Origin of the sequence: Streptomyces sp. NBC_00620, assembly GCF_026341825.1 — a bacterium.
Taxonomy (GTDB): Bacteria; Actinomycetota; Actinomycetes; order Streptomycetales; family Streptomycetaceae; genus Streptomyces.
This window is the reverse complement of the sequence record NZ_JAPENY010000001.1, coordinates 747990-770595: the sequence shown is the minus strand read 5'-3', so window position 1 is coordinate 770595 and position 22606 is coordinate 747990. Positions and strand designations below refer to the sequence as shown.

21 protein-coding genes are annotated in these 22606 nt (G+C 70.0%); 12 read left to right on the top strand and 9 right to left on the bottom strand.

The window, feature by feature from the left end; genetic code table 11:
- Positions 1-7: 7 nt before the first annotated feature.
- Positions 8-1456 carry a glycine hydroxymethyltransferase gene (locus OG246_RS03460; protein ID WP_266455623.1) on the top strand — a complete coding sequence of 483 codons (1449 nt, stop codon included), beginning with the start codon at positions 8-10 and terminating at the stop codon, positions 1454-1456.
- A gap of 74 nt (positions 1457-1530) precedes the next feature.
- Here the strand turns inward: OG246_RS03460 and OG246_RS03455 are convergent, their stop codons facing one another.
- From OG246_RS03455 to OG246_RS03445, 3 genes are all read right to left on the bottom strand, one after another.
- Positions 1531-2274 carry a hypothetical protein gene (locus OG246_RS03455; protein ID WP_266455621.1) on the bottom strand — a complete coding sequence of 248 codons (744 nt, stop codon included), beginning with the start codon at positions 2272-2274 and terminating at the stop codon, positions 1531-1533.
- 301 nt (positions 2275-2575) lie between these two features.
- Positions 2576-3457, bottom strand: a complete 882-nt coding sequence (locus OG246_RS03450) for a hypothetical protein (RefSeq protein ID WP_266455618.1) — start codon at positions 3455-3457, stop codon at positions 2576-2578.
- The gene (locus OG246_RS03445; RefSeq protein ID WP_266455616.1) at positions 3450-4163 is read right to left on the bottom strand and encodes an RNA polymerase sigma factor; all 714 of its coding nucleotides are present in this window, start codon (positions 4161-4163) and stop codon (positions 3450-3452) included. The genes OG246_RS03450 and OG246_RS03445 overlap by 8 nt, the downstream gene beginning before the upstream one ends.
- Before the next feature lie 77 nt (positions 4164-4240).
- On the opposite strand from OG246_RS03445, the gene trpS reads away from it, so the two are divergent.
- The gene (gene trpS, locus OG246_RS03440; protein ID WP_266455613.1) at positions 4241-5254 is read left to right on the top strand and encodes a tryptophan--tRNA ligase; all 1014 of its coding nucleotides are present in this window, start codon (positions 4241-4243) and stop codon (positions 5252-5254) included.
- 200 nt (positions 5255-5454) lie between these two features.
- A complete protein-coding gene (locus OG246_RS03435; protein ID WP_266455611.1) occupies positions 5455-6039 on the top strand; it encodes a 2'-5' RNA ligase family protein in 585 nt (194 codons plus the stop codon).
- Between the two features lie 30 nt (positions 6040-6069).
- Here OG246_RS03435 and OG246_RS03430 read toward each other — a convergent pair whose 3' ends face one another.
- Both OG246_RS03430 and OG246_RS03425 read right to left on the bottom strand, forming a co-directional pair.
- Positions 6070-6825 (bottom strand): decaprenylphospho-beta-D-erythro-pentofuranosid-2-ulose 2-reductase, encoded by a 756-nt coding sequence (locus tag OG246_RS03430; RefSeq protein ID WP_266455608.1) that lies wholly within the window; start codon positions 6823-6825, stop codon positions 6070-6072.
- Positions 6822-8183 carry an FAD-binding oxidoreductase gene (locus OG246_RS03425; RefSeq protein WP_266455605.1) on the bottom strand — a complete coding sequence of 454 codons (1362 nt, stop codon included), beginning with the start codon at positions 8181-8183 and terminating at the stop codon, positions 6822-6824. The genes OG246_RS03430 and OG246_RS03425 overlap by 4 nt, the downstream gene beginning before the upstream one ends.
- Positions 8184-8325: 142 nt before the next feature.
- Here OG246_RS03425 and OG246_RS03420 point away from each other — a divergent pair, with 142 nt between their 5' ends.
- The 3 genes from OG246_RS03420 (at position 8326) to OG246_RS03410 (ending at position 10980) form a co-directional block, all read left to right on the top strand.
- Complete coding sequence (locus tag OG246_RS03420) at positions 8326-8934, top strand: phosphatase PAP2 family protein (RefSeq protein WP_266455603.1); 609 nt, start codon at positions 8326-8328, stop codon at positions 8932-8934.
- Between the two features lie 146 nt (positions 8935-9080).
- Entirely contained in the window at positions 9081-9956 is an 876-nt protein-coding gene (locus tag OG246_RS03415) for a decaprenyl-phosphate phosphoribosyltransferase (protein ID WP_266463829.1), read from the top strand.
- A 76-nt stretch (positions 9957-10032) separates the two neighbouring features.
- Positions 10033-10980: a YihY/virulence factor BrkB family protein gene (locus OG246_RS03410; RefSeq protein ID WP_266455601.1), complete on the top strand. Its 948-nt coding sequence runs from the start codon at positions 10033-10035 to the stop codon at positions 10978-10980.
- Here OG246_RS03410 and OG246_RS03405 read toward each other — a convergent pair.
- On the bottom strand, positions 10934-12220 hold the full coding sequence (locus OG246_RS03405) for a D-alanyl-D-alanine carboxypeptidase (protein ID WP_323178275.1): 1287 nt from the start codon (positions 12218-12220) through the stop codon (positions 10934-10936). The genes OG246_RS03410 and OG246_RS03405 overlap by 47 nt on opposite strands.
- A 91-nt stretch (positions 12221-12311) precedes the next feature.
- Here OG246_RS03405 and OG246_RS03400 point away from each other — a divergent pair, with 91 nt between their 5' ends.
- The 5 genes from OG246_RS03400 to OG246_RS03380 all read left to right on the top strand — a co-directional run bounded on the left by OG246_RS03400 (position 12312) and on the right by OG246_RS03380 (position 16943).
- Entirely contained in the window at positions 12312-12575 is a 264-nt protein-coding gene (locus tag OG246_RS03400) for an SCO4848 family membrane protein (protein ID WP_266455595.1), read from the top strand.
- 16 nt (positions 12576-12591) lie between these two features.
- Positions 12592-13923 (top strand): metallophosphoesterase, encoded by a 1332-nt coding sequence (locus OG246_RS03395; RefSeq protein WP_266455593.1) that lies wholly within the window; start codon positions 12592-12594, stop codon positions 13921-13923.
- A 65-nt stretch (positions 13924-13988) separates the two neighbouring features.
- The gene (locus tag OG246_RS03390) at positions 13989-14672 is read left to right on the top strand and encodes a hypothetical protein (RefSeq protein WP_266455590.1); all 684 of its coding nucleotides are present in this window, start codon (positions 13989-13991) and stop codon (positions 14670-14672) included.
- 181 nt (positions 14673-14853) lie between these two features.
- Positions 14854-16410, top strand: a complete 1557-nt coding sequence (locus tag OG246_RS03385; protein WP_266455587.1) for an ABC transporter substrate-binding protein — start codon at positions 14854-14856, stop codon at positions 16408-16410.
- 128 nt (positions 16411-16538) lie between these two features.
- Positions 16539-16943, top strand: a complete 405-nt coding sequence (locus OG246_RS03380; protein WP_266455585.1) for an ATP-binding protein — start codon at positions 16539-16541, stop codon at positions 16941-16943.
- Between the two features lie 106 nt (positions 16944-17049).
- Here the strand turns inward: OG246_RS03380 and OG246_RS03375 are convergent, their stop codons facing one another.
- The gene (locus OG246_RS03375; RefSeq protein ID WP_266455582.1) at positions 17050-18525 is read right to left on the bottom strand and encodes a HAMP domain-containing sensor histidine kinase; all 1476 of its coding nucleotides are present in this window, start codon (positions 18523-18525) and stop codon (positions 17050-17052) included.
- Positions 18522-19211 (bottom strand): response regulator transcription factor, encoded by a 690-nt coding sequence (locus OG246_RS03370; protein ID WP_266455579.1) that lies wholly within the window; start codon positions 19209-19211, stop codon positions 18522-18524. Before OG246_RS03370 ends, OG246_RS03375 begins: the two co-directional genes overlap by 4 nt.
- A gap of 158 nt (positions 19212-19369) precedes the next feature.
- Here OG246_RS03370 and OG246_RS03365 point away from each other — a divergent pair, with 158 nt between their 5' ends.
- Positions 19370-21778, top strand: a complete 2409-nt coding sequence (locus OG246_RS03365; protein WP_266463826.1) for an MMPL family transporter — start codon at positions 19370-19372, stop codon at positions 21776-21778.
- A 58-nt stretch (positions 21779-21836) separates the two neighbouring features.
- Here OG246_RS03365 and OG246_RS03360 read toward each other — a convergent pair whose 3' ends face one another.
- Complete coding sequence (locus OG246_RS03360; protein WP_266455576.1) at positions 21837-22598, bottom strand: TetR/AcrR family transcriptional regulator; 762 nt, start codon at positions 22596-22598, stop codon at positions 21837-21839.
- Between the last annotated feature and the right edge of the window lie 8 nt (positions 22599-22606).

Below are 22606 nucleotides of genomic sequence, written 5' to 3'. Positions count from 1 at the left end.
GGCCGACATGCCAGAGCAGCCCCTTTCCACCGAGTCCACCGCCTTCCGCAGCGCCCTTGACGTGATCCGGGCCGTGGAGCCCCGGGTCGCCGACGCCATCGGCCAGGAAATCGCCGACCAGCGCGACATGCTCAAACTGATCGCCTCCGAGAACTACGCCTCCCCGGCCACCCTCCTGGCCATGGGCAACTGGTTCAGCGACAAGTACGCCGAGGGCACCGTCGGCCGCCGCTTCTACGCCGGCTGTCGCAACGTCGACACCGTCGAAGCCCTCGCCGCCGAGCACGCCCGCGAACTCTTCGGCGCCGAGCACGCCTACGCCCAGCCGCACTCCGGCATCGACGCCAACCTCGTCGCCTTCTGGGCCGTCCTCGCCCAGCGCGTCGAGGCCCCCGCCCTGGAGCGGGCCGGCGTCCGCAACGTCAACGACCTCACCGACGCCGACTGGGCCCAGCTCCGCCGCGACCTCGGCAACCAGCGCATGCTCGGCATGTCCCTGGACGCCGGCGGCCACCTCACCCACGGCTTCCGTCCGAACATCTCCGGCAAGATGTTCGACCAGCGCTCCTACGGCACCGACCCCGCCACCGGCCTCATCGACTACGAGGCCCTGCGCACCTCCGCCCGTGAGTTCAAGCCCCTGATCATCGTCGCCGGCTACTCCGCCTACCCCCGCCTGGTGAACTTCCGCATCATGCGGGAGATCGCGGACGAGGTCGGCGCCACGCTGATGGTCGACATGGCCCACTTCGCCGGCCTCGTCGCAGGCAAGGTCCTCACCGGCGACTTCGACCCGGTTCCGCACGCCCAGATCGTCACCACCACCACACACAAGTCACTGCGCGGCCCGCGCGGCGGCATGGTGCTGTGCGACGAGACCCTCGCCGAGCAGGTCGACCGCGGCTGCCCGATGGTCCTCGGTGGCCCCCTTCCGCATGTCATGGCCGCCAAGGCCGTCGCACTCGCCGAGGCCCGTCGCCCCGAGTTCCGCGACTACGCCCAGGCCGTCGTCGACAACGCCCGCGCCCTCGCCGAGGGCCTGATGCGCCGCGGCGCCACCCTGGTCACCGGCGGCACCGACAACCACCTGAACCTGATCGACGTCGCCTCCTCCTACGGCCTCACCGGCCGTCAGGCCGAGACCGCCCTCCTCGACTCGGGCATCGTCACCAACCGCAACGCCATCCCCGCCGACCCCAACGGCGCCTGGTACACCTCCGGTATCCGCATCGGCACGCCCGCGCTCACCACCCGTGGTCTGGGCACGACCGAGATGGACGAGATCGCGGGCCTGATCGACCGCGTCCTCACCGCAGCCGAGGCCGGCACCACCGCCAAGGGCAAGCCGTCCAAGGCCCAGCACATCCTGGACCCGAAGATCTCCGACGAGATCTCCCACCGGGCCACCGACCTGCTCACCGGCTTCCCGCTCTACCCGGAGATCGACCTCGGCTGACCTCGCGCCCGGGGCTGGTCGTCAGAGGGTCCGCGAGCCTCAGGGGCCTCAGTGGCCTCACGGGCTCGCGAGCCTCACAAGTCGATCAGCTCCTGCCGCGGGCCCGGCTCCCGCTCCTCGCGCTCCTCGCGTCGGCGGGCCGGTGACAGCCGACGTGCCATCCCCGGGAGAATCGGCCGCAGCACCAGCGCCAGCACCGCTCCGGCCGCGACTCCCGGTATCGCCCACCACCAGTCCGTGCCGTCGCCCGTCGTCGCGGCTGCCGTCGTGCCGGACTGCTCGGCGGGCGCGGGTGCAGGTGAGGCTGAGGCGTCCTCCGTCATCTGCCACGGCGCCGGATAGTCGGCGGCCCCGGATCCCTCGCCCGCCGGCTTGCCGAGCACTCCGAGTTTCTTGAACAGAGTGCGCACCTCGTCCGGTTGCCCGGCCTTGTGCCAGAAGCCGTTCATGGACTTCGGCACGTTGGTCGCCGTGTGTATCCAGACGTCCCCGCCCCCTGCCGTGTCCGGATACACGCGGTCGACCCGCCAAGGCGACACGTCATGGACCAGCCACGTGACATTGATCTGACGGCCGCTGCCCACACCCAGCCCAGGCGGCTCCTCGGGTGTGCCTCTGCCCGGCTCGCCGAGCAGGCTCTGCAACTCCCCGTACTCCTTGTCCGAGTAGTACAGCGCCGCGCTCTCCTCGCTCTCCGGCGAGACCACCAGCACACTCGTCGGGCCGCCTGCCGTCGCAGCCGGCGCACTCAGCAGCACCACGGCAACGGCCATCGCCAACGCTCCCGGCGCCGCGACCAGTTCACGAATCCTGCGCATCCGAACCCCCAACCAGCCAGTCGAGCAATGTGCGGCCGCCCACACGCCGCGTGTCACTTCTGGTACACCGCTCGACCCGCCGGGGTTCCCATTCCGCCCGGACCAGTTCCTCGACTAGGACCTGTCCGGCCGATCCCGGCGGAGACGCGGGGTGTGGCACGCACATCTGCGGCGTTGTCGTCGGTCACCGACGCTCCGCGTCGACTCCCTCCTCCGCCTTGCAGCTGCACGCACCACACCCCGCTCACCGGCACCATCAAGGCACCGCGGCTTCCCTCCACCGTGATCGGCCGGACAGGTCCTAATTCCCGGACCGGTTGACGGACTTGGCGATCTCCACCGCCCGCGACCTGGACGCGACGCCCTCCAGCCGAAGGGTCGTGTCACCCCCGTGCATCCAGAGCAGAGTCGGTCCGGCGGTCCGCTGGGAGCGGGTGAACCGGTCGCCGTGCTCGTCCACCAGCCAGAGCTCAAGGAGATGGGGCCTGGGGAACCACAGCGCCTGATTCGCGTAGTCCGTGCTCGCGCCCAGGGGCACATACTCCGGCTGCTCCCGCACCATCTTGGTGAACATCGGGTCGAGTTGGGCCGCGAACTCGTCGAGCCGGACCGTGTGCCCCTGCTCGCGCCAGCACAGGGTCACCAGGAATCGCCCCTTCGGCTCACGCGTCACCACCACCGCCCCCGGCGTCCCCAGGGCAGGGGGCACGAGTGGTGCGAAGCCCGCACGCCGCTCGGCCTCGGCGAGTGTGACCGAGGTGCCGTCGCAGCCGGGCACCTCGGCACCGGGCGAGGGCACCGCCGAAGGGTCGTACCGCACCTCGACCCCGCCGAAGCCGAACCAGTCCGTGACCGCGGCGCGCACCGGAGGCGTGAGCACTAGGACCGTCAGCAGCCCGCACAGCCCCGCGGTCAGCGCGCGCCAGCGCACCCGCGCCCAGCGGCGCACCCCACGGAGCCGCTCGCCGCGCCCTGGAGGCTCGGCGACCGGGATCGGCACCTGCCCGGCGAGTATCTGCTCCAGCACCCGCTCGACCATCGACTCGCTCCCGGCCACCCCCGGCTCGTCCAGCGAGCGCCCGAGCGCCCGCAGCTCATCGGGCAGCCGCGAGACACCTTCACGCCCACGCCGATCCCGGTCGCCGGAGGACCCCGCGCCCCCGGGCTCGTACGGCTCACTCATGCTCATCACCTCCTTCCCGGGACTCCTGACGATCCCGAGACCTCTCACCTTCCCGTGACTCCACACGCCCCCGGGATTCCACACCCTTTCGGGATCCCTCACCTTCCCGGGACCCGCCGGCACCTCCAGGCTCGAAATCCGGCAGCAGTCGCCCCAGCTTCCGCAGGGCGCGGTTGAGCCGTGACTTCACCGTGCCGCGTGGCCAGCCCAGGGCCTGAGCCGTCTCCGGTTCGTCCATCTCCAGCAGGTAGCGGTAGGTGACGACGAGCCGGTGGTCCTCGCTCAACTGGTCCAGGGCGGCCAGCAGTGCCGCGCGGCGCTCTATCTCCAGGGCCGCGGCCGCCGGGTCCGCCGATTCCGGTATCAGCGGCTCCGCTTCCACCAGTGCGGCCTCACGGCCGGCCAGCGTCCGCTGGCGCACCGCCGTCCGCACTGTGTTCCTCGTCTCATTGGCGACGATCGACAGCAGCCACGGCTTGAACGCCGCGCCGTCCCGAAAGCGCCCCAGCGAGCAGTAGGCCTTGATGAAGGCCTGCTGCACCACGTCCTCCGCGTCCGCACCCGCCCCCAGCGCCTTGGCCGCCCTGATCGCGATGCCCGTGTGGGCGCGCACCAGCTCCGCGTACGCCTCCGGGTCTCCGGCGCGTACCCGTGCGATCACCACGGCCTCGTCGACGACGATGCGGCCCCCCTCCCGCGTCCTCACACTCTTGTTACACCGCCCGGGCCCAATCGGTTCCCACCTGTTCCCGAGCAATGAGAGACACTTGAGAGAATGAGGGCATGGCCTCTGATCGTCCCCGCGTGCTCTCCGGAATCCAGCCCACCGCAGGCTCGTTCCACCTCGGCAACTACCTCGGCGCGGTCCGCCAGTGGGTGGCTCTGCAGGAGTCCCACGACGCCTTCTACATGGTCGTCGACCTGCACGCGATCACCCTCCCGCAGGACCCCGCGGACCTGCGCGCGAACACCCGGCTCGCCGCCGCGCAGCTGCTCGCCGCGGGGCTCGACGCGGACCGCTGCACGCTCTTCGTCCAGAGCCACGTCCCCGAGCACGCCCAGCTCGCCTGGGTCATGAACTGCCTCACCGGTTTCGGCGAGGCGAGCCGCATGACCCAGTTCAAGGACAAGTCCGCGAAGCAGGGTGCCGACCGTGCTTCCGTCGGCCTCTTCACGTACCCGATCCTCCAGGTCGCGGACATCCTGCTGTACCAGGCCAACGAGGTCCCGGTCGGTGAGGACCAGAGGCAGCACATCGAGCTCACGCGGGACCTCGCCGAGCGCTTCAATGGCCGCTTCGGCCAGACGTTCACGGTTCCGAAGCCGTACATCCTCAAGGAGACGGCGAAGATCTTTGATCTCCAGGACCCGTCGATCAAGATGAGCAAGTCGGCGTCCACTCCGAAGGGCCTCATCAACCTGCTCGACGACCCGAAGACGACGGCCAAGAAGATCAAGAGCGCGGTCACCGACACGGACACCGTCATCAGGTACGACACCGAGCAGAAGCCGGGTATCAGCAACCTGCTGACCATCTACTCGACCCTCACAGGAACCGGTATCGCCGAACTGGAGGAGAAGTACGCCGGCAAGGGCTACGGTGCGCTGAAGACGGACCTCGCCGAGGTCATGGTCGACTTCGTGACGCCGTTCCGGGAGCGCACCCAGCAGTATCTGGACGACCCGGAAACGCTCGACTCGATCCTGGCCAAGGGTGCCGAGAAGGCGCGTGCCGTCGCCGGGGAGACGCTCTCCCAGGCGTACGACAGGGTCGGCTTCCTGCCTGCCAAGCACTGACAACCCGTACTGGCTTGCGGACCGCGGCCGCCCCGGCGGCCAGGACGACAGCGTGTCCGAAAGCCAGTACGAGACGAGCACAACACCCGTACGACAGCCGGTAACGGGCGGCACCGCCGTACAGTCGATAGCCGTACCAGCCGAGCGGCCTGCCCTGCCCGCGAGGACCGAGAAGAACCGATACGACGACAGGAGACGACGTGGGGACCGTAACGATCGGTGTGTCGATCGCGGTCCCGGAGCCTCATGGCAGCCTGCTCCAGGAGCAGCGCGCGGGCTTCGGTGACCTCGCGGCTTCCGGCATCCCCACGCACGTCACCCTGCTGCCGCCGACGGAGGTCGACGACTCGGCGCTGCCCGCGATCGAGGCGCACCTCGTCGAGGTCGCCGCCGCCGGGCGCCCCTTCCCGATGCGGCTCTCCGGGACGGGCACCTTCCGCCCGCTGTCACCCGTCGTGTTCGTACGGGTCGTCGAGGGGGCCGAGGCCTGCACCTGGCTGCAGAAGCAGGTCAGGGACGCCTCCGGGCCCGTGGCGCGCGAGCTGCAGTTCCCGTACCACCCGCACGTCACCGTGGCGCACGGCATCGACGACGAGGCGATGGACCGGGCGTACGAGGAACTCGCCGAGTACGGGGCCGCGTGGCCGTGCAGCGGGTTCGCGCTCTACGAACAGGGTGCGGACGGGGTCTGGCGCCAGCTGCGGGAGTTCGTCTTCGGCGGCGCGGTGGTGCCTCCGCAGGCCTGCGCGCCGGCGGAGCACGACACCACCTTGCCCGCGCTCTGACCGGGCGCGCCGCGCGCCCCCGGACAGACCCTAGATCGGCAGCCGCCTGAACACCGGGCGCGGTACGTGCCGCAGCGCCGACATCGCGATCCGCAGTGCGCCCGGCACCCACACCGTCTCCGAGCGCCGCCGCAGGCCCGTCTCGATGGCCGTCGCGACCGCCTCGGGAGTGGTGGCCAGCGGCGCCTGCGCCAGACCGGCCGTCATCTTCGTGACGACGAACCCGGGGCGTACGACCATCACGTGCACGCCGGTACCGTGCAGCGCGTCGCCCAGGCCCTGCGCGAAGGCGTCCAGGCCCGCCTTGCTGGAGCCGTAGATGAAGTTGGAGCGGCGGGCGCGCTCGCCCGCGACGGAGGACAGCACCGCCAAGGAGCCGTGCCCCTGGGCCTGGAGTGCCCGCGCGCACACCAGGCCGGCCGAGACCGCGCCCGTGTAGTTGGTTTGCGCGACCCGTACCGCCGACACGGGATCCTGCTCGTCCCGCGCCTGGTCGCCGAGCACGCCGAACGCGAGCAGCACCATGTCGATGTCGCCCTCGGCGAAGACCTTGCCGAGCAGGGGCTCGTGGGACTCGGGGTCGAGGGCGTCGAAGGCGACCGTACGGGCGTCCGCGCCCAGCCCGCGCAGGTGCTCGGCAGCCCGCTCCAGGGCGGGCGAGGGCCGTCCCGCGAGCCACACCGTCCGGGTGCGCCGGGCGATCAGACGGCGCGCGGTGGCCAGCGCGATCTCGGACGTGCCGCCGAGGATCAGCAGGGACTGGGGGAGACCGAAGGCGTCCTTCATGACAACTCCTGGAGATTGAGACGACGGGACAGGTCCGACGTGAACACCCCACGTGGATCCAACTCGGCCCGCAGCGCACGGAACTCGGCCAGTCGTGGATACATGTCACCCAGCAGCTCCGGCCGCAGCCGCGAGTCCTTCGCGAGGTAGACGCGCCCGCCGGCCCCCGCGACCTCCTCGTCCAGCTCGTCGAGGAATGCCGAGAGGCCGGGCAGCCCGGCCGGGATGTCGAGGGCGAGGGTCCAGCCGGGCATCGGGAAGGACAGCCAGCCCGGATCGCCCTCTCCGAAGCGTTTGAGAACGGCGAGGAAGGACGGGCACCGGTGCCCCGAGATCCTCTCGACGATCCGCCGGAGTGCCTCCTCCTGGCCGTGTCCGACGACGAACTGGTACTGCACGAAGCCACCGCGCCCGTAGATCCGGTTCCAGTGGGGGACCCCGTCGAGAGGGTGGAAGAAGGTGGAGATCTTCTGCAGTTCACCGGCACGCGCGCGTGGCGCCTTCCGGTACCAGAGCTCATTGAAGAGGCCGACCGTCGAGCGGCCGAGCAGCCCCTCCGGCACGAAGGAGGGTGCGGCGGGGAACTGCGAGGGACGGAACGCCAATGGGTGTCTACGCGCGCGTGGGAGCAGGGAATCGAGCGGCGCGTGGTCGCCGCGGGTCAGCACCGAGCGCCCCATCGACGTTCCGCGCGCGAGGAGGTCGATCCAGGCGACCGAGTACCGGTAGCGGTGGTCCGTGGCGGTGATGCGGGTCATCAAGTCGTCGAGATCCGCCGCGCGTTCCGTGTCGACGGACATCAGCGAGGTCTCCACGGGCTGGAGCCGGACGGTCGCCTTGAGGATCACGCCGGTGAGGCCCATGCCGCCCGACGTGGCGTCGAAGAGCGGGGTGCCGGGGTCCACCGTGCGGATCTCGCCGTCCGCGGTCAGCAGCTCGAAGGAGAGCACATGGCGGGCGAACGAGCCCGATCCGTGGTGGTTCTTGCCGTGGATGTCCGCGCCGATCGCGCCGCCGACCGTCACATAGCGGGTCCCGGGCGTGACCGGCACGAACCAGCCCAGCGGCAGCAGCACTTCCATCAGCCGGTGCAGACTCACTCCGGCGTCGCAGAGCACGGTTCCGCCGTCGGCGTCGATGGTGTGGATCCGGTCCAGGCCCGTCATGTCGAGTACCGCGCCGCCCGCGTTCTGTGCCGCGTCCCCGTACGCCCGTCCCAGGCCCCGTGCGATGCCTCCGCGTGCCCCGCACTCACGGACGGCGGCCGCCGCCTCCTCGTAGCTGCACGGGCGGACCAGGCGGGCGCGGGTCGGGGCGGTGCGGCCCCAACCCGTGACGGAGACGGTGTCGGCGGGCATGACCGTGACCGTAGCGTCGGTAAGGGGGTATTACGTCCCGACCTCTCCCACCCTCATGGGTCCTCACCGAAATGGGTGATTAATGGGATGTCGTCATAGATTGTCTTAGTTCTGCGGTCGCTCCCTAGAAGAGTGAGATCACATGGACGAACTTGACGACGACGTTGACGGCAGCCTGCGCGACGACGTTGACGGCAGCCTGCGCGATGACGTTGACGGCAGCCCTCGCGATGACGCTGGTGGCGAGCCCGGCGGCATCGACCACCGGCTGCTGTCGGCGCTCCACGAGTGCGGCGCCGACTCCCGTGTAGCGGCCGTCGCGCGCGCCCTGTCCTGGAGCGGGGAGCACGGCGCGCTGTGGCTGGCCGTGGGGATCGCGGGGGCGGCCGTCGACAGGGAGCGGCGCGGAGCGTGGTTGCGCGCGACGGCGCTCACGGCCACCGCGCACGCCGTCAGCATGGGCGTGAAACGGATTGTGCGCCGTCCGCGCCCCGCACATGTGGTGCCGCTGGTGCGTACGGCCGGACGGCACTCCTTCCCCAGCTCGCACGCCACCTCGGCGGCGGCCGCGACGGTCGCGTACGGCGCGCTGGGGGCGCTCGGGGGGCGTGCGATCCCGCCGGTCGCTGCGGCGATGTGCGTGTCGCGGATGGTCGTCGGCGTGCACTACCCCTCGGACGTCGCCGCGGGTGCTGCGCTGGGGGCCGTGACGGCTCGGCTCGGTGCTCGCTGGATCGGGGGGCGGTCGTGACGGAGCGCACGGAGCGGGCGGAGCGCACGGAGCGCGTGGAGGGGGTGGAGCGTTCTGAGCGGGTGGCCGGCACTGTGCTTCTGGAGTGCGCGCCGTTCGCTCCGGCGCGCGCGAAGAGTCTCACGCCCTTCGGGCGGCTTACGCGCCTGGCTCGGGGGCTGTTCATCACCGCGCGCCCCCGCCAGTGGGTGAAGAACGTGCTCGTCGTGGCCGCGCCGGCCGCCGCGGGCCAGCTCTTCTCGCGGCACGCGCTCACCCAACTCTCGCTCGTCTTCGTGCTCTTCACGGCCTGCGCGGCCGCCGTGTACCTGATCAACGACGCCAGGGACGCCGCCGCCGACCGCGCCCACCCCGTCAAGCGCCGTCGCCCGGTCGCCGCGGGCCAGGTCCCCGTCCCGGTCGCCTACGCCGTCGGAGGCGCCCTTGCCGTCCTCGCGCCGACCGCCGCAGCCTGGCTCTGCCCGCCGGTCGTCCCCGCGCTGCTGACCGCGTACATCGGGATGCAACTGGCGTACTGCGTCAGCCTCAAGCACGTCCTGGTCGTCGACCTCGCCGTCGTCACCAGCGGGTTCCTGATGCGGGCGATGATCGGCGGGCTCGCGCTCGGTATCCCGCTCTCGCGGTGGTTCCTGATCACCACCGGCTTCGGGGCTCTGTTCATGGTCTCGGCGAAGCGCTACTCCGAAGCCGTGCAGATGGCCGGGAAAGCGGGCGCCACGCGCGCGTTGCTCACCGAGTACACCACCGGCTACCTGCGCTTCGTCTGGCAGCTGGCCGCCGGGGTCGCCGTCCTCGGCTACTGCCTGTGGGCCCTGGAGGAGGGCGGGGTGCCCAGCACCGGCGTGCTGCCGTGGCGGCAGCTGTCGATGATCGCCTTCATCCTGGCCGTTCTTCGGTACGCCGTCTTCGCCGACCGGGGAACCGCGGGCGAGCCCGAGGACGTGGTGCTCCGGGACCGTGCGCTCGCGCTCATCGGGGTGGTGTGGCTGGCGATGTACGGGCTCGCGGTGGCGAACTGGTGAGCCTCGGCCAACGGCACCGGTCCGCGTTTTGGGGTACCCGCACATTGGTTTTCCGAGGCGAGGGCAGAGTCGGATCATGGACTGGTTGAAGAAGCTTCCCGGCGTGGGACCGTTGGTCGCCCGTCTGATGGCCACGCACGCGTGGCGGTCGTACGAGCGGCTCGACCGGGTGAAGTGGACGCGGCTCGCCGCCGCGATGACCTTCATCAGCTTCATCGCGCTCTTCCCGCTGCTCACCGTCGCCGCCGCGATCGCCGCCGCCACGCTGAGCAGCGAGCAGCAGGAGGAGCTCCAGGACAAGCTCGCCGAGCAGGTGCCGGGCATCTCCGACCAGCTCGACATCAACTCGCTGGTCCAGAACGCCGGCACGATCGGCCTCATCGCGGGCGCCGTTCTGCTGTTCACCGGCATCGGCTGGGTCGGCCAGATGCGGGAGTGCCTGCGGGCGGTGTGGGAGCTGCCGGAGCCGGAGGAGAACCCCCTCCTGGCCAAGCTCAAGGACGCGGGCGTGCTCGTCGGGCTCGGTGGCGCCGTGCTCGTCACCATCGCCGCCTCCACCGTCGCGTCCACGACGGTCGGCTGGACGGCCCGGCAGATCGGTATCGACGAGGACGGCTGGGGCGGGGTCCTTCTGCAGGGCGCCGCGTTCGCCGTCGCCGTACTCGCCGACTTCCTGCTCCTGCTGTACGTCCTGACGCTGCTGCCCGGTGTCGAGCCGCCGCGGCGTCGGCTCGTCGTCGGAGCGGTGATCGGCGCCGCCGGTTTCGAGCTGCTCAAGCTGCTGCTCAGCAGCTATATGCAGGGGGTCGCGTCGAAGAGCATGTACGGGGCGTTCGGGGTGCCCATCGCGCTGCTGCTGTGGATCAACTTCACCGCGAAGCTTCTGCTGTTCTGCGCCGCCTGGACGGCGACGCAGAGCGCGGAGGATGAGCCCGATGTGGCGGAGGAGGGGGCCGAGGTGGAGGCTGAGGAAGGGGTCAGCGGCGCCGGCGCATCAGGTCCGGCAGCGGCCAGCGGCGGTTGACCAGGAAGCCGCCTGCCGCGATCAGTACGAGGAGGCCGCCCGTGATGGCCAGGGCGATTCCCACGCCGCTCGAACCGTCGCTCGCGTCCGCCGACGCGGCCACCGGCTTCGTGGACGCCTCGCCCGAGCTCTTCGCGCCCGGAGTGGTCGCGTTCGCGCCCGGCTGCGCGCTCGAGTCGATGCCCTGCGGCGGCACCAGCTCGCCCACCGGTTCGACCTTGCCCGCCGCCTTGAAGCCCCAGTCGAGGAGGGCGGCCGCTTCCTTGTAGACCTCGTTGTGCTCGTCCTTCTCCGGGTTCATGACCGTGACCAGCAGCACCTTGCCGTCGCGTTCGGCGACGCCGGTGAAGGTGGCGCCCGCGTTCGTGGTGTTGCCGTTCTTCACACCTGCGATGCCCTGGTACTGCGAGATGTCGCTGTCACCGGTGAGCAGCCGGTTGGTGTTCTGGATCTCGAAGGACCCGCGGGTCGTCTTGCCCTTCTTGTCCTTCGTCGTCTCGCCCGGGAACTTCGCCGACACCGTCGACGCGTACTCGCGGAAGTCCTTCTTCTGCAGCCCGGAGCGGGCGAACAGCGTCAGGTCGTACGCCGATGACACCTGGCCCTTCGCGTCGTAGCCGTCGGGGCTGACCACGTGCGTGTCGAGGGCCTGGAGCTCCTCGGCGTGCGCCTGCATGTCCTTGACCGTCTGGTCGACGCCCTTGTTCATCGCCGACAGGACGTGCACGGCGTCGTTGCCCGAGCGAAGGAAGACGCCGAGCCACAGGTCGTGGACCGTGTACGTCTCGTCCTCCTTTATCCCCACCATGCTGGAGCCGGAACCGATGCCGGCCAGGTCGGAGGGCACGACCTTGTGCTCCGTCGTCTTCGGGAACATCGGCAGCAGCGTGTCGGCGAACAGCATCTTCAGGGTGCTCGCCGGGGGCAGTCGCCAGTGCGCGTTGTGCGAGGCCAGGACCTCGCCGGACTCCGCGTCGGAGACGATCCAGGAGCGGGCGCTGAGGTCCTTGGGGAGCACGGGGGCGCCGGTGCCCAGATTCACCTGGGTTCCGGCCTGGCCGAGCTGCTCGCCGCCCACCGTCGACATGTTCGCCGGGGGTGTGGCCGACGGCGAGGTGGTGGCCGACGGGGTGGCCGACGGGCTCGCATCCGCGAAGGCGGGGGCCGTGAGCGAAAGGGACAACAGGGTGGCGGAAGTGACCAGCAAGGATCGCGTGACGGTCTTATTGGTGGCGGGCACGGTCGAGAAAGTACAGGGCGCCGGGCGCGAAGTCCCAACCCCCTCCCCACCCCGGCGCCGGGTACCGGCCGGCGACGGCGATACTGAACCCATGAAGCTCACCCGCCCCGTCTCCTGGTTCCTGCTCGCCTTCGGGGTGTGGAGCTGGGTCATCTGGATCACTTTCATCAAGAATCTGTTCAAGGACGGCAGCGGGCTCGCGTTCGACGACGCGGGGGATCCGACGGCGTACCTCTGGGTGCACCTGACGCTCGCCGTCGTCTCCTTTGTGTTGGGGACGGTTGTCGGGGGCATCGGGTTGCGCGGGGTCCGCGCCTTGCGCGAGACGGCGTCGTCTCAGACGTCGTCGTCATAACCGGGGGTACGAGACCGTGGTCGTCGTCTTTGTGATCATCCTGGTGGCTGTGGTGGCCGCCATCGTGGCACTGCACTGGTACGAGTGGCGCCGCCTGGTGCGCGACACGACCCGCGGGCCGGGGCTTGCCCGCCGTGCGGGTGCCGTCGTGTTCGTCGCCGGGCCCGTGCTGATGGTCACGGCTCTCGTCGCCGAGCGCGGCGGTGCGCCGTTCTGGCTCCAGCAGACCTTGGCCTGGCCCGGGTTCCTGTGGCTGGCGCTGTTCATCTACCTCGGTCTTGCCCTGTTTGTGGGGGAGGTCGTACGGCCGTTGCTGCGGCGGTTCCTGGAGCGGCGGGGGACTGCTGCCGAGCCTGACGTGTCTGCCCCGCCCGCGGTTGTCGTCGGGTCGGGGCCGCACCGGAGCATCCGTCCTCGGGCTGGCGCGGAATCGGTTGCTCAAGAGGGTGGCGGCGTTGACGCGCCAGCCGCTGCGGGCGGACGTTCCGGTACGTCCCCTTCTGACGGTTTTGCGGGAGGCGGGCCGTCTCGGCGTCTCTTTGTCTCCCGGGTGGTCGGGGGTGTCGCGGCTGCTGCGGCGGTAGGGACTGTTGGGTACGGGACGTACGGCGTTCTGCGTGGGCCCTCGGTCAAGCGGGTGACCGTGCCGCTGGCCAAGCTGCCTCGGTCCGCGCACGGGTTCCGGATTGCGGTGGTGAGCGACATCCACCTGGGGCCGGTTCTTGGGCGTGGCTTCGCGCAGCGTGTTGTCGACACCATCAACTCCACCCAGCCCGATCTCATCGCGGTGGTCGGTGACCTGGTCGACGGCAGTGTGAAGGATCTCGGGCCCGCGGCTGCTCCTCTCGCCCAGCTCAAGGCCCGGCACGGGGCGTTCTTCGTCACCGGCAATCATGAGTACTTCTCCGGTGCCGAGCAGTGGGTCGAGGAGGTACGACGGCTCGGTCTGCGCCCGTTGGAGAACGCTCGCGTGGAGCTGCCCGCCTTCGACCTCGCCGGGGTGAACGACGTGGCGGGCGAGAGCGAGGGCCAGGGCCCCGACTTCACCAAGGCGCTCGGCGACCGGGACACGTCAAGGACGAGCGTCCTGCTGGCCCACCAGCCGGTCCAGATCCACGACGCCGTCGAACACGGCGTCGACCTCCAGCTCTCCGGCCACACCCACGGAGGCCAGCTGTGGCCGGGCAACTTCATCGCAGATCTCGCGAATCCGACTCTGGCCGGGCTGGAGCGGTACGGGGACACGCAGTTGTACGTGAGCCGGGGTGCGGGGGCGTGGGGGCCGCCTACGCGGGTGGGGGCGCCCTCGGACATCACGGTGGTGGAGCTGGCTTCGCGGCAGGCCTGAGGCTGTCCGGCTCTTCACAGGTTCCTGATCTTTGATGGCGCCTTGTGACCACGCCCAGAAGGATCATGTTCTCGTCCGCAGCGGGAAGGCTGAGCCTCGGCTGGCTGCTGGCGGCGCTATTCGTAGTGTTCTGGACGTTCTGCAGGGTGTGGCATCTCCCAGGCGGACAGTCGTCCACGGAACAGCACCTCCGTGACTACGGGAATGCGGCCCGGCTCGCCCCCATCGCAATGTCGATCCTGCTTGTCGTCCACGCAAGCGGGACCCTGCGCCGCGCGACCTCCGGGTGGGACAGGGTGATCAGGACCTGCTGCCTGTCGGGTGGGGTGATGTGGGCCGGGTCCTTCGTATGGATGTGGACGTCCTGGCAACAGGCGGGATCCGGCCCGAGGGCGCTGGCCATCGTCGCGCTTTGCCTGTGCCTGGCCGGTGCCGCGCTCTGGTACGTCCATGAAGCCCGGGCTCGGGGTGAGGAGGGGCAGCCTCCGCTGCTCGACGTGCGAGAGGTGTACAGCAGCCTGCTTGCCCTGCGTACTTCGGGTGAGGGCCGGTTCGCCGTCGTACTGGCCCCTTTGGCTCTGGTCGGTTGGATCTACTCCCTCATCCTGCGGTGGACGGGGTGGGCCGGTCTGCTGGGACTGCGGGACGGGATGGAGAAGGATCTGTTCGAGCTCGTCAGCCGCTTTGTCGGGGCTCTCGCGGTGCTGCTTGCCTTGGTTCACTTTGTGAACCGCGAGCGCCGGCGCTGAGTCGCAGCGACGCCGTCCTCTCCTGTCCGGAGGGGAAACCCCCATGACTCCCCGCGGTAACTCGCTTACCCACAAGCCGATTTGAGCCACCCGATACCTCTTCCCTCGGTTGAAACTCCTGTGGTTAGGTGACCCGCGTCACTGGGGAGTGGCGCGGGGGCGGGGCCTGGGGAGGCAACCGATGCGATCCGTTCGCATACGGATTCTTGCGACGTTGTTGGTGTTGGCGGGCGCGGGAGTCGGCGGCTGGCAGTTGTTGCCGTCGCAGGGGGACAGGAACAGGACGATCACGGTCGGGACGACGGATGTGGTGACGTCGCTCGACCCGGCGGGTGCGTACGACGCCGGGTCCTGGGCCTTGTTCAGCAATGTGTTCCAGACGCTGCTGACGTTCGAGCCGGGGGGTGCCACCCCTGTGCCGGACGCGGCGGAGAGCTGTGGCTTCGTGGGGAGTGGGCTGCGGACGTACCGCTGCACGCTGCGCGACGACCTGACGTTTCCGAGCGGGCTCAGGATGACCGGCGAGGATGTGAAGTTCTCCTTCGACCGGGTGAAGGACATCAACTCCGAGGTGGGTCCCGCCAGTCTCTTCGGCACGCTCGGTTCCGTGGACGCCAGTGGTCAGACGGTCACCTTTCATCTGTCCTCGCCCGACGCGACCTTTCCGTTCAAGGTGGCCACCGGCGCCGGCTCGATCGTCGACCACACCCGCTATCCGAAGGACGGTCTGCGCACGGACACCGGTGCGGACGGCACTGGGCTGTATGTGCTGAAGAGGTATACGAAGAACTGGCGCGCCGTTCTGAATCCCAACCCGCGTTACAAGGGCGCCGTCAAGGACACCGGCCGGCCCATCGAGCTGCGCTACTACGCCGACTCGCAGGCGCTGAACAGGGCCTGGAAGGCGGAGGAGTTCGATGTCGCCACCCGTCAGTTGCCCCCCGAGGTGCTCTCCGAGCTCACGGCGAGCGATCCCAATCAGCGGGTCACGGAAGCCGACAGCCCCGAGAGCCGCAATCTCGTGCTGAATGTCCGCGCGGACTCGCCACTGCACGACCGCCGTGTACGTCAGGCCATCGCCGCGCTGATCAACCGCGAGCAACTGGTCAGCGAGACGTACAAAGGGACCACCGATCCGCTGTACGGGCTCGTCCCCACCGGCATCACCGGCCACTCGACCTCGTTCTTCGACGCCAATCCCAAGCCCGACGCGAACAAGGCGCGGGCGCTGCTGGAGGAGGCCGGGGTGCAGCTGCCGGTCCGCTTCACCTACGGGTATGCCGAGGGGCGGGGCGTCGCGAAGGAGGAGGCCGCCGAGCTGAAGCGGCAGCTCGAGGCGGGCGGGCTGTTCGCGGTGGAGACCAAGGGGTACGAGTGGACCGACTTCCAGAAGCGTTACGCGGACGGGGAGTTGGACGCATGGGCGGTCGGCTGGGTCGCCGACTTCCCGGACGCGGACACCTTCAGCGCCCCGCTCGTCGGCACCGGCAACAGCATGAAGAACGGGTACAGCAGCAAGGACGTCGACCGGCTGATTCTGGCCACTCAGAAGAATGAGGACCGGAGCGTCACCACCGCCGACTTCCGGGAGTTGCAGGACGTCGTGGCCCGCGATGTTCCGCTGATTCCCCTGTGGCAGCGCAAGGAGTACGTGCTCAGCAGTGAGGACGTCGGCGGTGGCCAGTATCTGTCGGACGGGACCGGTGTCTTCCGCCTCTGGCGGCTGAGCTGGATATGACAAGTGGCGCGATCTCCCGAGTATGACAAGTGTCGTGATCCTGTGGGTCGGTACTCACCCGAGTGACAGCGCACCCTCGCTCAACGCAGCATCATGTGTCGGAGATGTGTGCGGGGTGAGGAGTCGATGTGCTGAGACGCAACTCGTTCCGGCTGCCCCGGCATCCGGCATCCGTCGGTCTCGCCCGGCACCGGGTGCGGGACCATCTGGCCGACTGGGGCCACAGCATCGACGACCCGGTCCTCGCGGACGCCGTCCTGCTCGTCTCGGAGCTGGCGACCAACGTGGTGCGCCACGGCCCGCTCCTTGAGCGGGAGTTCGAGGTCGCGGTGACCGCCCTCGCCGACGGCTCCTGCTTCATCGAGGTCTCCGACGAAGGCTTCACCGAACCCCGGCTGCGGACGGTCGCCGAGTGGGAGGAGACCGGCCGCGGGCTCCACATCGTCGAGAGCATCGCCGAGGCGTGGGGGGTGTGGAGCCGGGGGCGCTACGGGAAGACGGTGTGGGTGGTCGTGGCGGCGTCGTCCGCGTGACGGCCCTCATCCGACCTCTCACCAGGGCGCGTGGCGACGACAACCACGTGATCCGTATTTAGTCAGGCGAACTCGCGCAGGCCGAGCAAGGGCCCGACAAGCGCGCTCAAGCCCGCTGCCGCGCCGGCAGCGACACCGTCACCGCCAGCCCCGCACCCGGCGACGTCCGCACCGCCACCTCGCCCCCGTGCGCCGTCACCACACCCTGCACGATCGCCATGCCGAGCCCGCTGCCCGCCCCGCCGCCCGCCCGGAAGAACCGGTCGAAGATACGCGCCGCGTCGTCCGCCGCGAGACCGGGACCCTCGTCCGCGACACACAGTCGTACGACACCGTCCTCGCGCTCCAGACCGAGCCGCACCGGCACCTCCGCGGGCGTATGGGTGCGTACGTTGCCCACGAGATTGCCGAGCACCTGCCGCAGCCCCGACTCGTCGGCGTGCACGAGGAGCGTGCCGTCGGCGCCGACGGTCACCGGGCGGTCCGGCTGCTGGGCCCGCAGATCCTCCGCCGCGTCCCGGACCAGACGGCTCAAGTCGACGTTCTTGAAGCGCAGTTCGGGCCGCTGGTCGAGCCGGGCCAGGGTGAGCAGCTCGTCCACGAGGCGCCCCATGCGGTCGGCCTCCGCGTGCATCCGGTCCCAGGCCCGCCTGCGCTCGGCCGGATCGGGCAGCATGCCCTTCTCGATCAGCTGGAGGTAGCCGCGTATCGCCGACAGCGGTGTGCGCAGCTCGTGCGAGGCGTCCCCGACGAACCGGCGCAGCTGGGCCGCGCTCTGCTCACGCGTCCGGTGCGCCGACTCGACCTGGTGGAGCATGGAGTTGAGGGCGATCCGCAGCTGCTCGACCTCCTGGGTCGGATGGCGGTTGGAGGGCACCCGCCGGGTCAGATCCCCCTCGGCGATCGCCGACGAGGTCTCCACCATGTCCTCGAGCGGCCGCATCCGGCGGCGCACGCTGAACATCGTCAGGCATCCGAGCAGCGCCAACAGCAGTGTCCCGAAGGCCACATCGAGTTTCAGCGCCTTCGCGATGCCCGTGTGCAGCCCGTCCGTGGAGTTGGCGAGCAGGACGTACGTGCCGTCCGCGAGCCGCGTCCCGGTCGCCCGGTAGTCGGCGCTGTTCACGTTGATGTCCTGCGGTTCGGTGTCGCCGACGAGTGCGCGCGGGTTGTCCACGGCAGCGGCCAGTGCGCGCTGGGCGTCGGTCGGCTTGATGCCGCCTATCGCGATGACCGCCCCGTGCGTGTCGACCGCCGCGTAGATCGAGTCCGGCTTCGGCGACTCGTCCGTCTGCGGTACGAGCCGGTCGCGTATGAACGCCAGCGCGCTCAGCGAGTCGATCTGCCGCATGGTGAGCTGCGAACTGCCCAGCGAGTCGCGTGTCTTGACCAGCTCGGCGTCGACCTGGTCGAGCAGGTAGTGCCGCATGCCCATCAGGCTCACGGCGGTCGCCATGATGATGCCCAGGGCCAGCAGCGCCACGTTCGCGAGCGTCAGTCCGCCGCGCAGCGAGTGGATCCCGTGGTGGCTGTGCGGACGGCGGATCCGCACGGGCGGTATCACCACGCGCCAGACACTCATGCGAGCCCGTATCCGACGCCCCGCCGGGTCTGTATCACCGGCGGCCCCAGCGGTTCCAGCTTGCGGCGCAGATAGCTGATGTACGTCTCCACGACGGTCGACTCGGCCGAGTGCTCGTACTGCCATACGTGGCGCAGGAGTTGCTCCTTGGGGACGATCCGCCCGCCGTTGCGGACCAGGAAGCGCAGCAGGGCGTACTCGGTGGGGGTGAGCTCCACCGTGCGGTCCCCGCGGTGCACGCGGTACGTCGTCTCGTCCAGCTCCAGATCGCCGTACCGCAGGGGCGGCCGCTCCGGCAGGATGTCCGCCGGGCGCGTGCGGCGCAGTACGGCGGTGATCCGGGCGACGACCTCGTCGATGTTGAACGGCTTGGTGATGTAGTCGTCGCCGAAGCCGAGCGCGCCCACGATCTCGGCCGGCGCGTCCCGCGCGGTGAGGAACACGATCGCCAGGTTCGGCTGCCGCAGGCGCAGTTCACGGCCCAGCGCCCGCCCGTCGCCGTCCGGCAGCATCACGTCGAGCAGCGCCGCGTCGGGGCGGGTGCGCTCGGCGAGCGTGAGCGCCTGGCGGACTGTGCTCGCCACCATCACCTCGAAGCGGTGGTAGCGCAGGGCGATGGTCAGGACGTCGGCGATGCTCGGCTCGTCCTCGACGACGAGGACGGTGGCCCCCTCCAGAGCGGTCATGCCCCCAGTATCCGCGCCCCCACTGACAACGGGCCCGTTCCCTCTCCTTGGAGTTCCTTGAGAGTCATGGGCGGGCGGTGCCCTGCGGAGGGAGGTGCGGAGATCCTGAGGGCTCAGGACCCGGGGGACCCGACGAAGGAGCGTTGAGCGTGGCGACATTGGCACGGTGGTGCTATCGGCACCGGCTGGTGGTCCTGTTGCTGTGGGTGGGGGCGCTGTTCGGACTTGGCTTCGCGGGTTCGGCCGCGGGCACGAACTATGCGGACACCTTCTCTCTTCCCAACACGGACTCCAAGAGCGCGTACGACCTGATGGAGAAGGCCTTCCCGGAGCGGGCGGGCGACACCGACACGGTGGTGTGGAAGGTCGACAGCGGATCGGTGCGGGACGAGTCCGTACGGTCCCGGATCGAGCCCGCGCTCGTCGAGATCGGCAAGATGAAGGGCGTCGGCGACGTCACGAACCCGTACGCGGCCGGGGGCGCCGCGCAGATCAGTGAGGACGGGCGGATCGCCTACGCCCAGGTCACCTTCGCCGAGCAGGCGAACGCGGTACCGAAGGAACTCGTCCAGGACGTCGTCGACACCTCGCAGGACGCCGAACGTGCGGGCCTCGAGGTGGAGTTGGGCGGTCAGGCGATCCAGCGGGTCCAGGAGCCGCCGACCGGCCTCGCCGAGCTGGTGGGCGTCGCGGCGGCCGCGATCGTCCTGTACCTGGCCTTCGGCTCGTTCCTCGCGATGCTGCTGCCGATCGGCATCGCCATCTTCGGCGTGGGCACCGGCATGTTCTCGACCCAGCTCCTCAGCCATGTCACGAACGTGCCCGAACTCGCCTCGCTCCTCGCCACGTTGATCGGTCTCGGCGTCGGCATCGACTACGCGCTGTTCATCGTCACCCGGCACCGGCGCGGCATCATGCGCGGCGAGAAGCCGGAGGACGCGGCGGTCACGGCCCTCAACACCTCGGGCCGGGCAGTGCTGTTCGCGGGCGGCACGGTGGTCATCGCGCTCGCCGGAATGCTCGTGATGAACATGCGCTTCCTGGACGGCGTGGTCGTCGGCACGGCGGTCACCGTCGTGCTGAGCGTCCTCGCGGCCATCACCCTGCTGCCCGCACTGCTCGGCCTGCTCGGCACCCGGGTGCTCAGCCGCCGCCAGCGGCGCAGGCTCGCCGCCGAGGGACCGCAGCCCGACCGTACGAGCGGCCTGGCGGTGCGCTGGTCCGCGAACGTCGAGCGGCACCCGCGAAAGGTCGCCGCGCTGGCCGTGGTCGTCATGGCGGTCCTCGCGCTGCCTCTGCTGTCGCTCCGGCTCGGCACGACCGACCAGGGCAACGACGATGCGTCGTCGACGACCCGACAGGCGTACGACCTGCTGGCCGAGGGCTTCGGCCCCGGCTTCAACGGCCCCCTCCAGGTGGTCACGGAGAGCCCCGACACCACCGCCCTGGTCACCGGCATCCGCGAGACCGAGGGCGTCGCCCAGGTGGTCGCCCTGCCGCCCGGCCAGGGCGTCACGGTGATCCAGGTCGTGCCGACCACGTCACCGCAGTCCGTGGAGACGGACGAGCTCATCGACACCCTGCGCGACCAGGTGATCCCGGAAGCGGGCGTCACCGCCCATGTCGGCGGCGTGACAGCGGTCTCCAAGGACTTCTCGTCCGTGACCGCGGACCGGCTGCCGTACTTCGTCCTGGCGATCATCGGCCTGGGCTTCCTGCTCCTGATGGTCGCCTTCCGCTCGATCGTCGTACCGCTGACAGCAGCGGTGATGAACCTGATCGCGGCCGCCGCGTCCTTCGGCGTACTCGTCGCGGTCTTCCAGTACGGCTGGGGCCTGGACATCCTGGGCCTCGGCAAGGAAGGCCCGATCAACTCCTTCCTGCCCGTCATCATGCTCTCGCTCCTCTTCGGCCTCTCGATGGACTACCAGGTGTTCCTGGTGAGCCGGATGCACGAGGAATGGGTGCACACGAAGGACAACGCACGGGCGGTCCGCGTCGGCCTGGCGGAGACCAGCCGCGTCATCAACTCCGCCGCCCTGATCATGGTTTGCGTCTTCCTGGCCTTCGTACTGAGCGGCGACACGGGCGCCGCGATGGCGGGAGTCGGCCTGGCGGCAGCCGTCGCACTGGACGCCTTCATCCTCCGTACGGCCCTGGTGCCGGCCGCGATGCATCTGCTCGGCAAGTCCAACTGGTGGCTGCCCGCCGGACTGGAGAAGCGGCTGCCGCATCTGGCCGTGGAGCCGAAGGAGGACGGTTCGGGGCCCGCCCCTGCCGCGGCCTCGTCCGGCGCGACGGTGGTCCACGGCTTCGTCCGCGACGGGGAGGGCGCCCCGGTCGACGGCGCGGTCATCCTGCTGCTCTCGAAGGGCGGCCGCCAGCTCGATCGCGTGACGTCCCTGGCGGACGGCTCGTACATCGTCTCGGTCCCGGTCCCGGGCACCTATCTGGTGGCCGCGACGGCTCCTTCGTACGCGCCCCGCGCACGGCATGTGGTCGTGACCGATGAACCGCTGGTGCACGACGTGGAGTTGGCGGACGGGGAGGTCGACGCCGTCAACTGAGGGGGTTGGCCGAAGTGCAGGGGCGTGCTCCGGAGGGTTGTTCTCCGGAGCACGCCCCTCAGCGCTTCTTCGCGGGGTCCGGCAGCGCGTTCGTCATCCCCGGCAGGAAGTCCGTGAACAGCTCGTGCACCTCGTGGACGAGCGGCCGCAGGATGCGGAAACGGGCCAGGGAGACGCCGCGTGCGGTGAGGCGGGCGCCGCGCTCGGCGAGCCGGTAGCTGCGCTCGCGTCCCTCGGTCCGGTCGAAGACCCAGTACAGGACGAGTCCCATCTGGGAGAGCCACATCAACTCGGGGAGCGCCTCGCGGAGTTCCTCGGGCACCTTGGTCTTGGCCCCGGCGAGCGCCTCCCGGTGAACGCTGATGGCCTCCTCGCGCGCGTGCTCCGACTCGGGGGAGAAGGGACTGAGCGGGCTGTCCGGGTCGGCGGCGTTCTTGAAGAACTGCACCGCGAACTCGTGGTACGGCGTGGCGATGTCCAGCCACGCCTTCAGCACCCCGCCGAGCCGGGCCTCCAGATCGGTCTCCCGGTCCAGTACCTCCCGGACCGCCGCCTGATGCTCCTTGGCGATCCGGTCGTAGAAGCCCTGGATCAGGTGCTCCTTGCCGGCGAAGTAGTAGTACGCGTTGCCGACGGAGACCCCGGCCTCCTGGGCGATGGCCCGCATGGTCGTCTTGTCGTACCCCCGTTCCTGGAACAGCCGCATCGCCGTCTCCAGGATCAGGGCGCGGGTCTGCTCGCTCTTGGCGGGGCCCTTTTCAGGGCCCTTCTCCGGAGGGAGCGTTTTGTCGGAGCCGGGGCTGTCTGTCGGTACTGGCACGAGAAGGA

Excerpts from the sequence above, each read along its gene's own strand:
- OG246_RS03460 (WP_266455623.1), top strand. The coding sequence starts at position 8 with ATGCCAGAGCAGCCCCTTTCCACCGAGTCCACCGCCTTCCGCAGCGCC.
- OG246_RS03455 (WP_266455621.1), bottom strand. The coding sequence starts at position 2,274 with ATGCGCAGGATTCGTGAACTGGTCGCGGCGCCGGGAGCGTTGGCGATG.
- OG246_RS03450 (WP_266455618.1), bottom strand. The coding sequence starts at position 3,457 with ATGAGTGAGCCGTACGAGCCCGGGGGCGCGGGGTCCTCCGGCGACCGG.
- trpS (WP_266455613.1), top strand. The coding sequence starts at position 4,241 with ATGGCCTCTGATCGTCCCCGCGTGCTCTCCGGAATCCAGCCCACCGCA.
- OG246_RS03430 (WP_266455608.1), bottom strand. The coding sequence starts at position 6,825 with ATGAAGGACGCCTTCGGTCTCCCCCAGTCCCTGCTGATCCTCGGCGGC.
- OG246_RS03425 (WP_266455605.1), bottom strand. The coding sequence starts at position 8,183 with ATGCCCGCCGACACCGTCTCCGTCACGGGTTGGGGCCGCACCGCCCCG.
- OG246_RS03420 (WP_266455603.1), top strand. The coding sequence starts at position 8,326 with ATGGACGAACTTGACGACGACGTTGACGGCAGCCTGCGCGACGACGTT.
- OG246_RS03410 (WP_266455601.1), top strand. The coding sequence starts at position 10,033 with ATGGACTGGTTGAAGAAGCTTCCCGGCGTGGGACCGTTGGTCGCCCGT.
- OG246_RS03400 (WP_266455595.1), top strand. The coding sequence starts at position 12,312 with ATGAAGCTCACCCGCCCCGTCTCCTGGTTCCTGCTCGCCTTCGGGGTG.
- OG246_RS03390 (WP_266455590.1), top strand. The coding sequence starts at position 13,989 with ATGTTCTCGTCCGCAGCGGGAAGGCTGAGCCTCGGCTGGCTGCTGGCG.
- OG246_RS03385 (WP_266455587.1), top strand. The coding sequence starts at position 14,854 with ATGCGATCCGTTCGCATACGGATTCTTGCGACGTTGTTGGTGTTGGCG.
- OG246_RS03375 (WP_266455582.1), bottom strand. The coding sequence starts at position 18,525 with ATGAGTGTCTGGCGCGTGGTGATACCGCCCGTGCGGATCCGCCGTCCG.
- OG246_RS03370 (WP_266455579.1), bottom strand. The coding sequence starts at position 19,211 with ATGACCGCTCTGGAGGGGGCCACCGTCCTCGTCGTCGAGGACGAGCCG.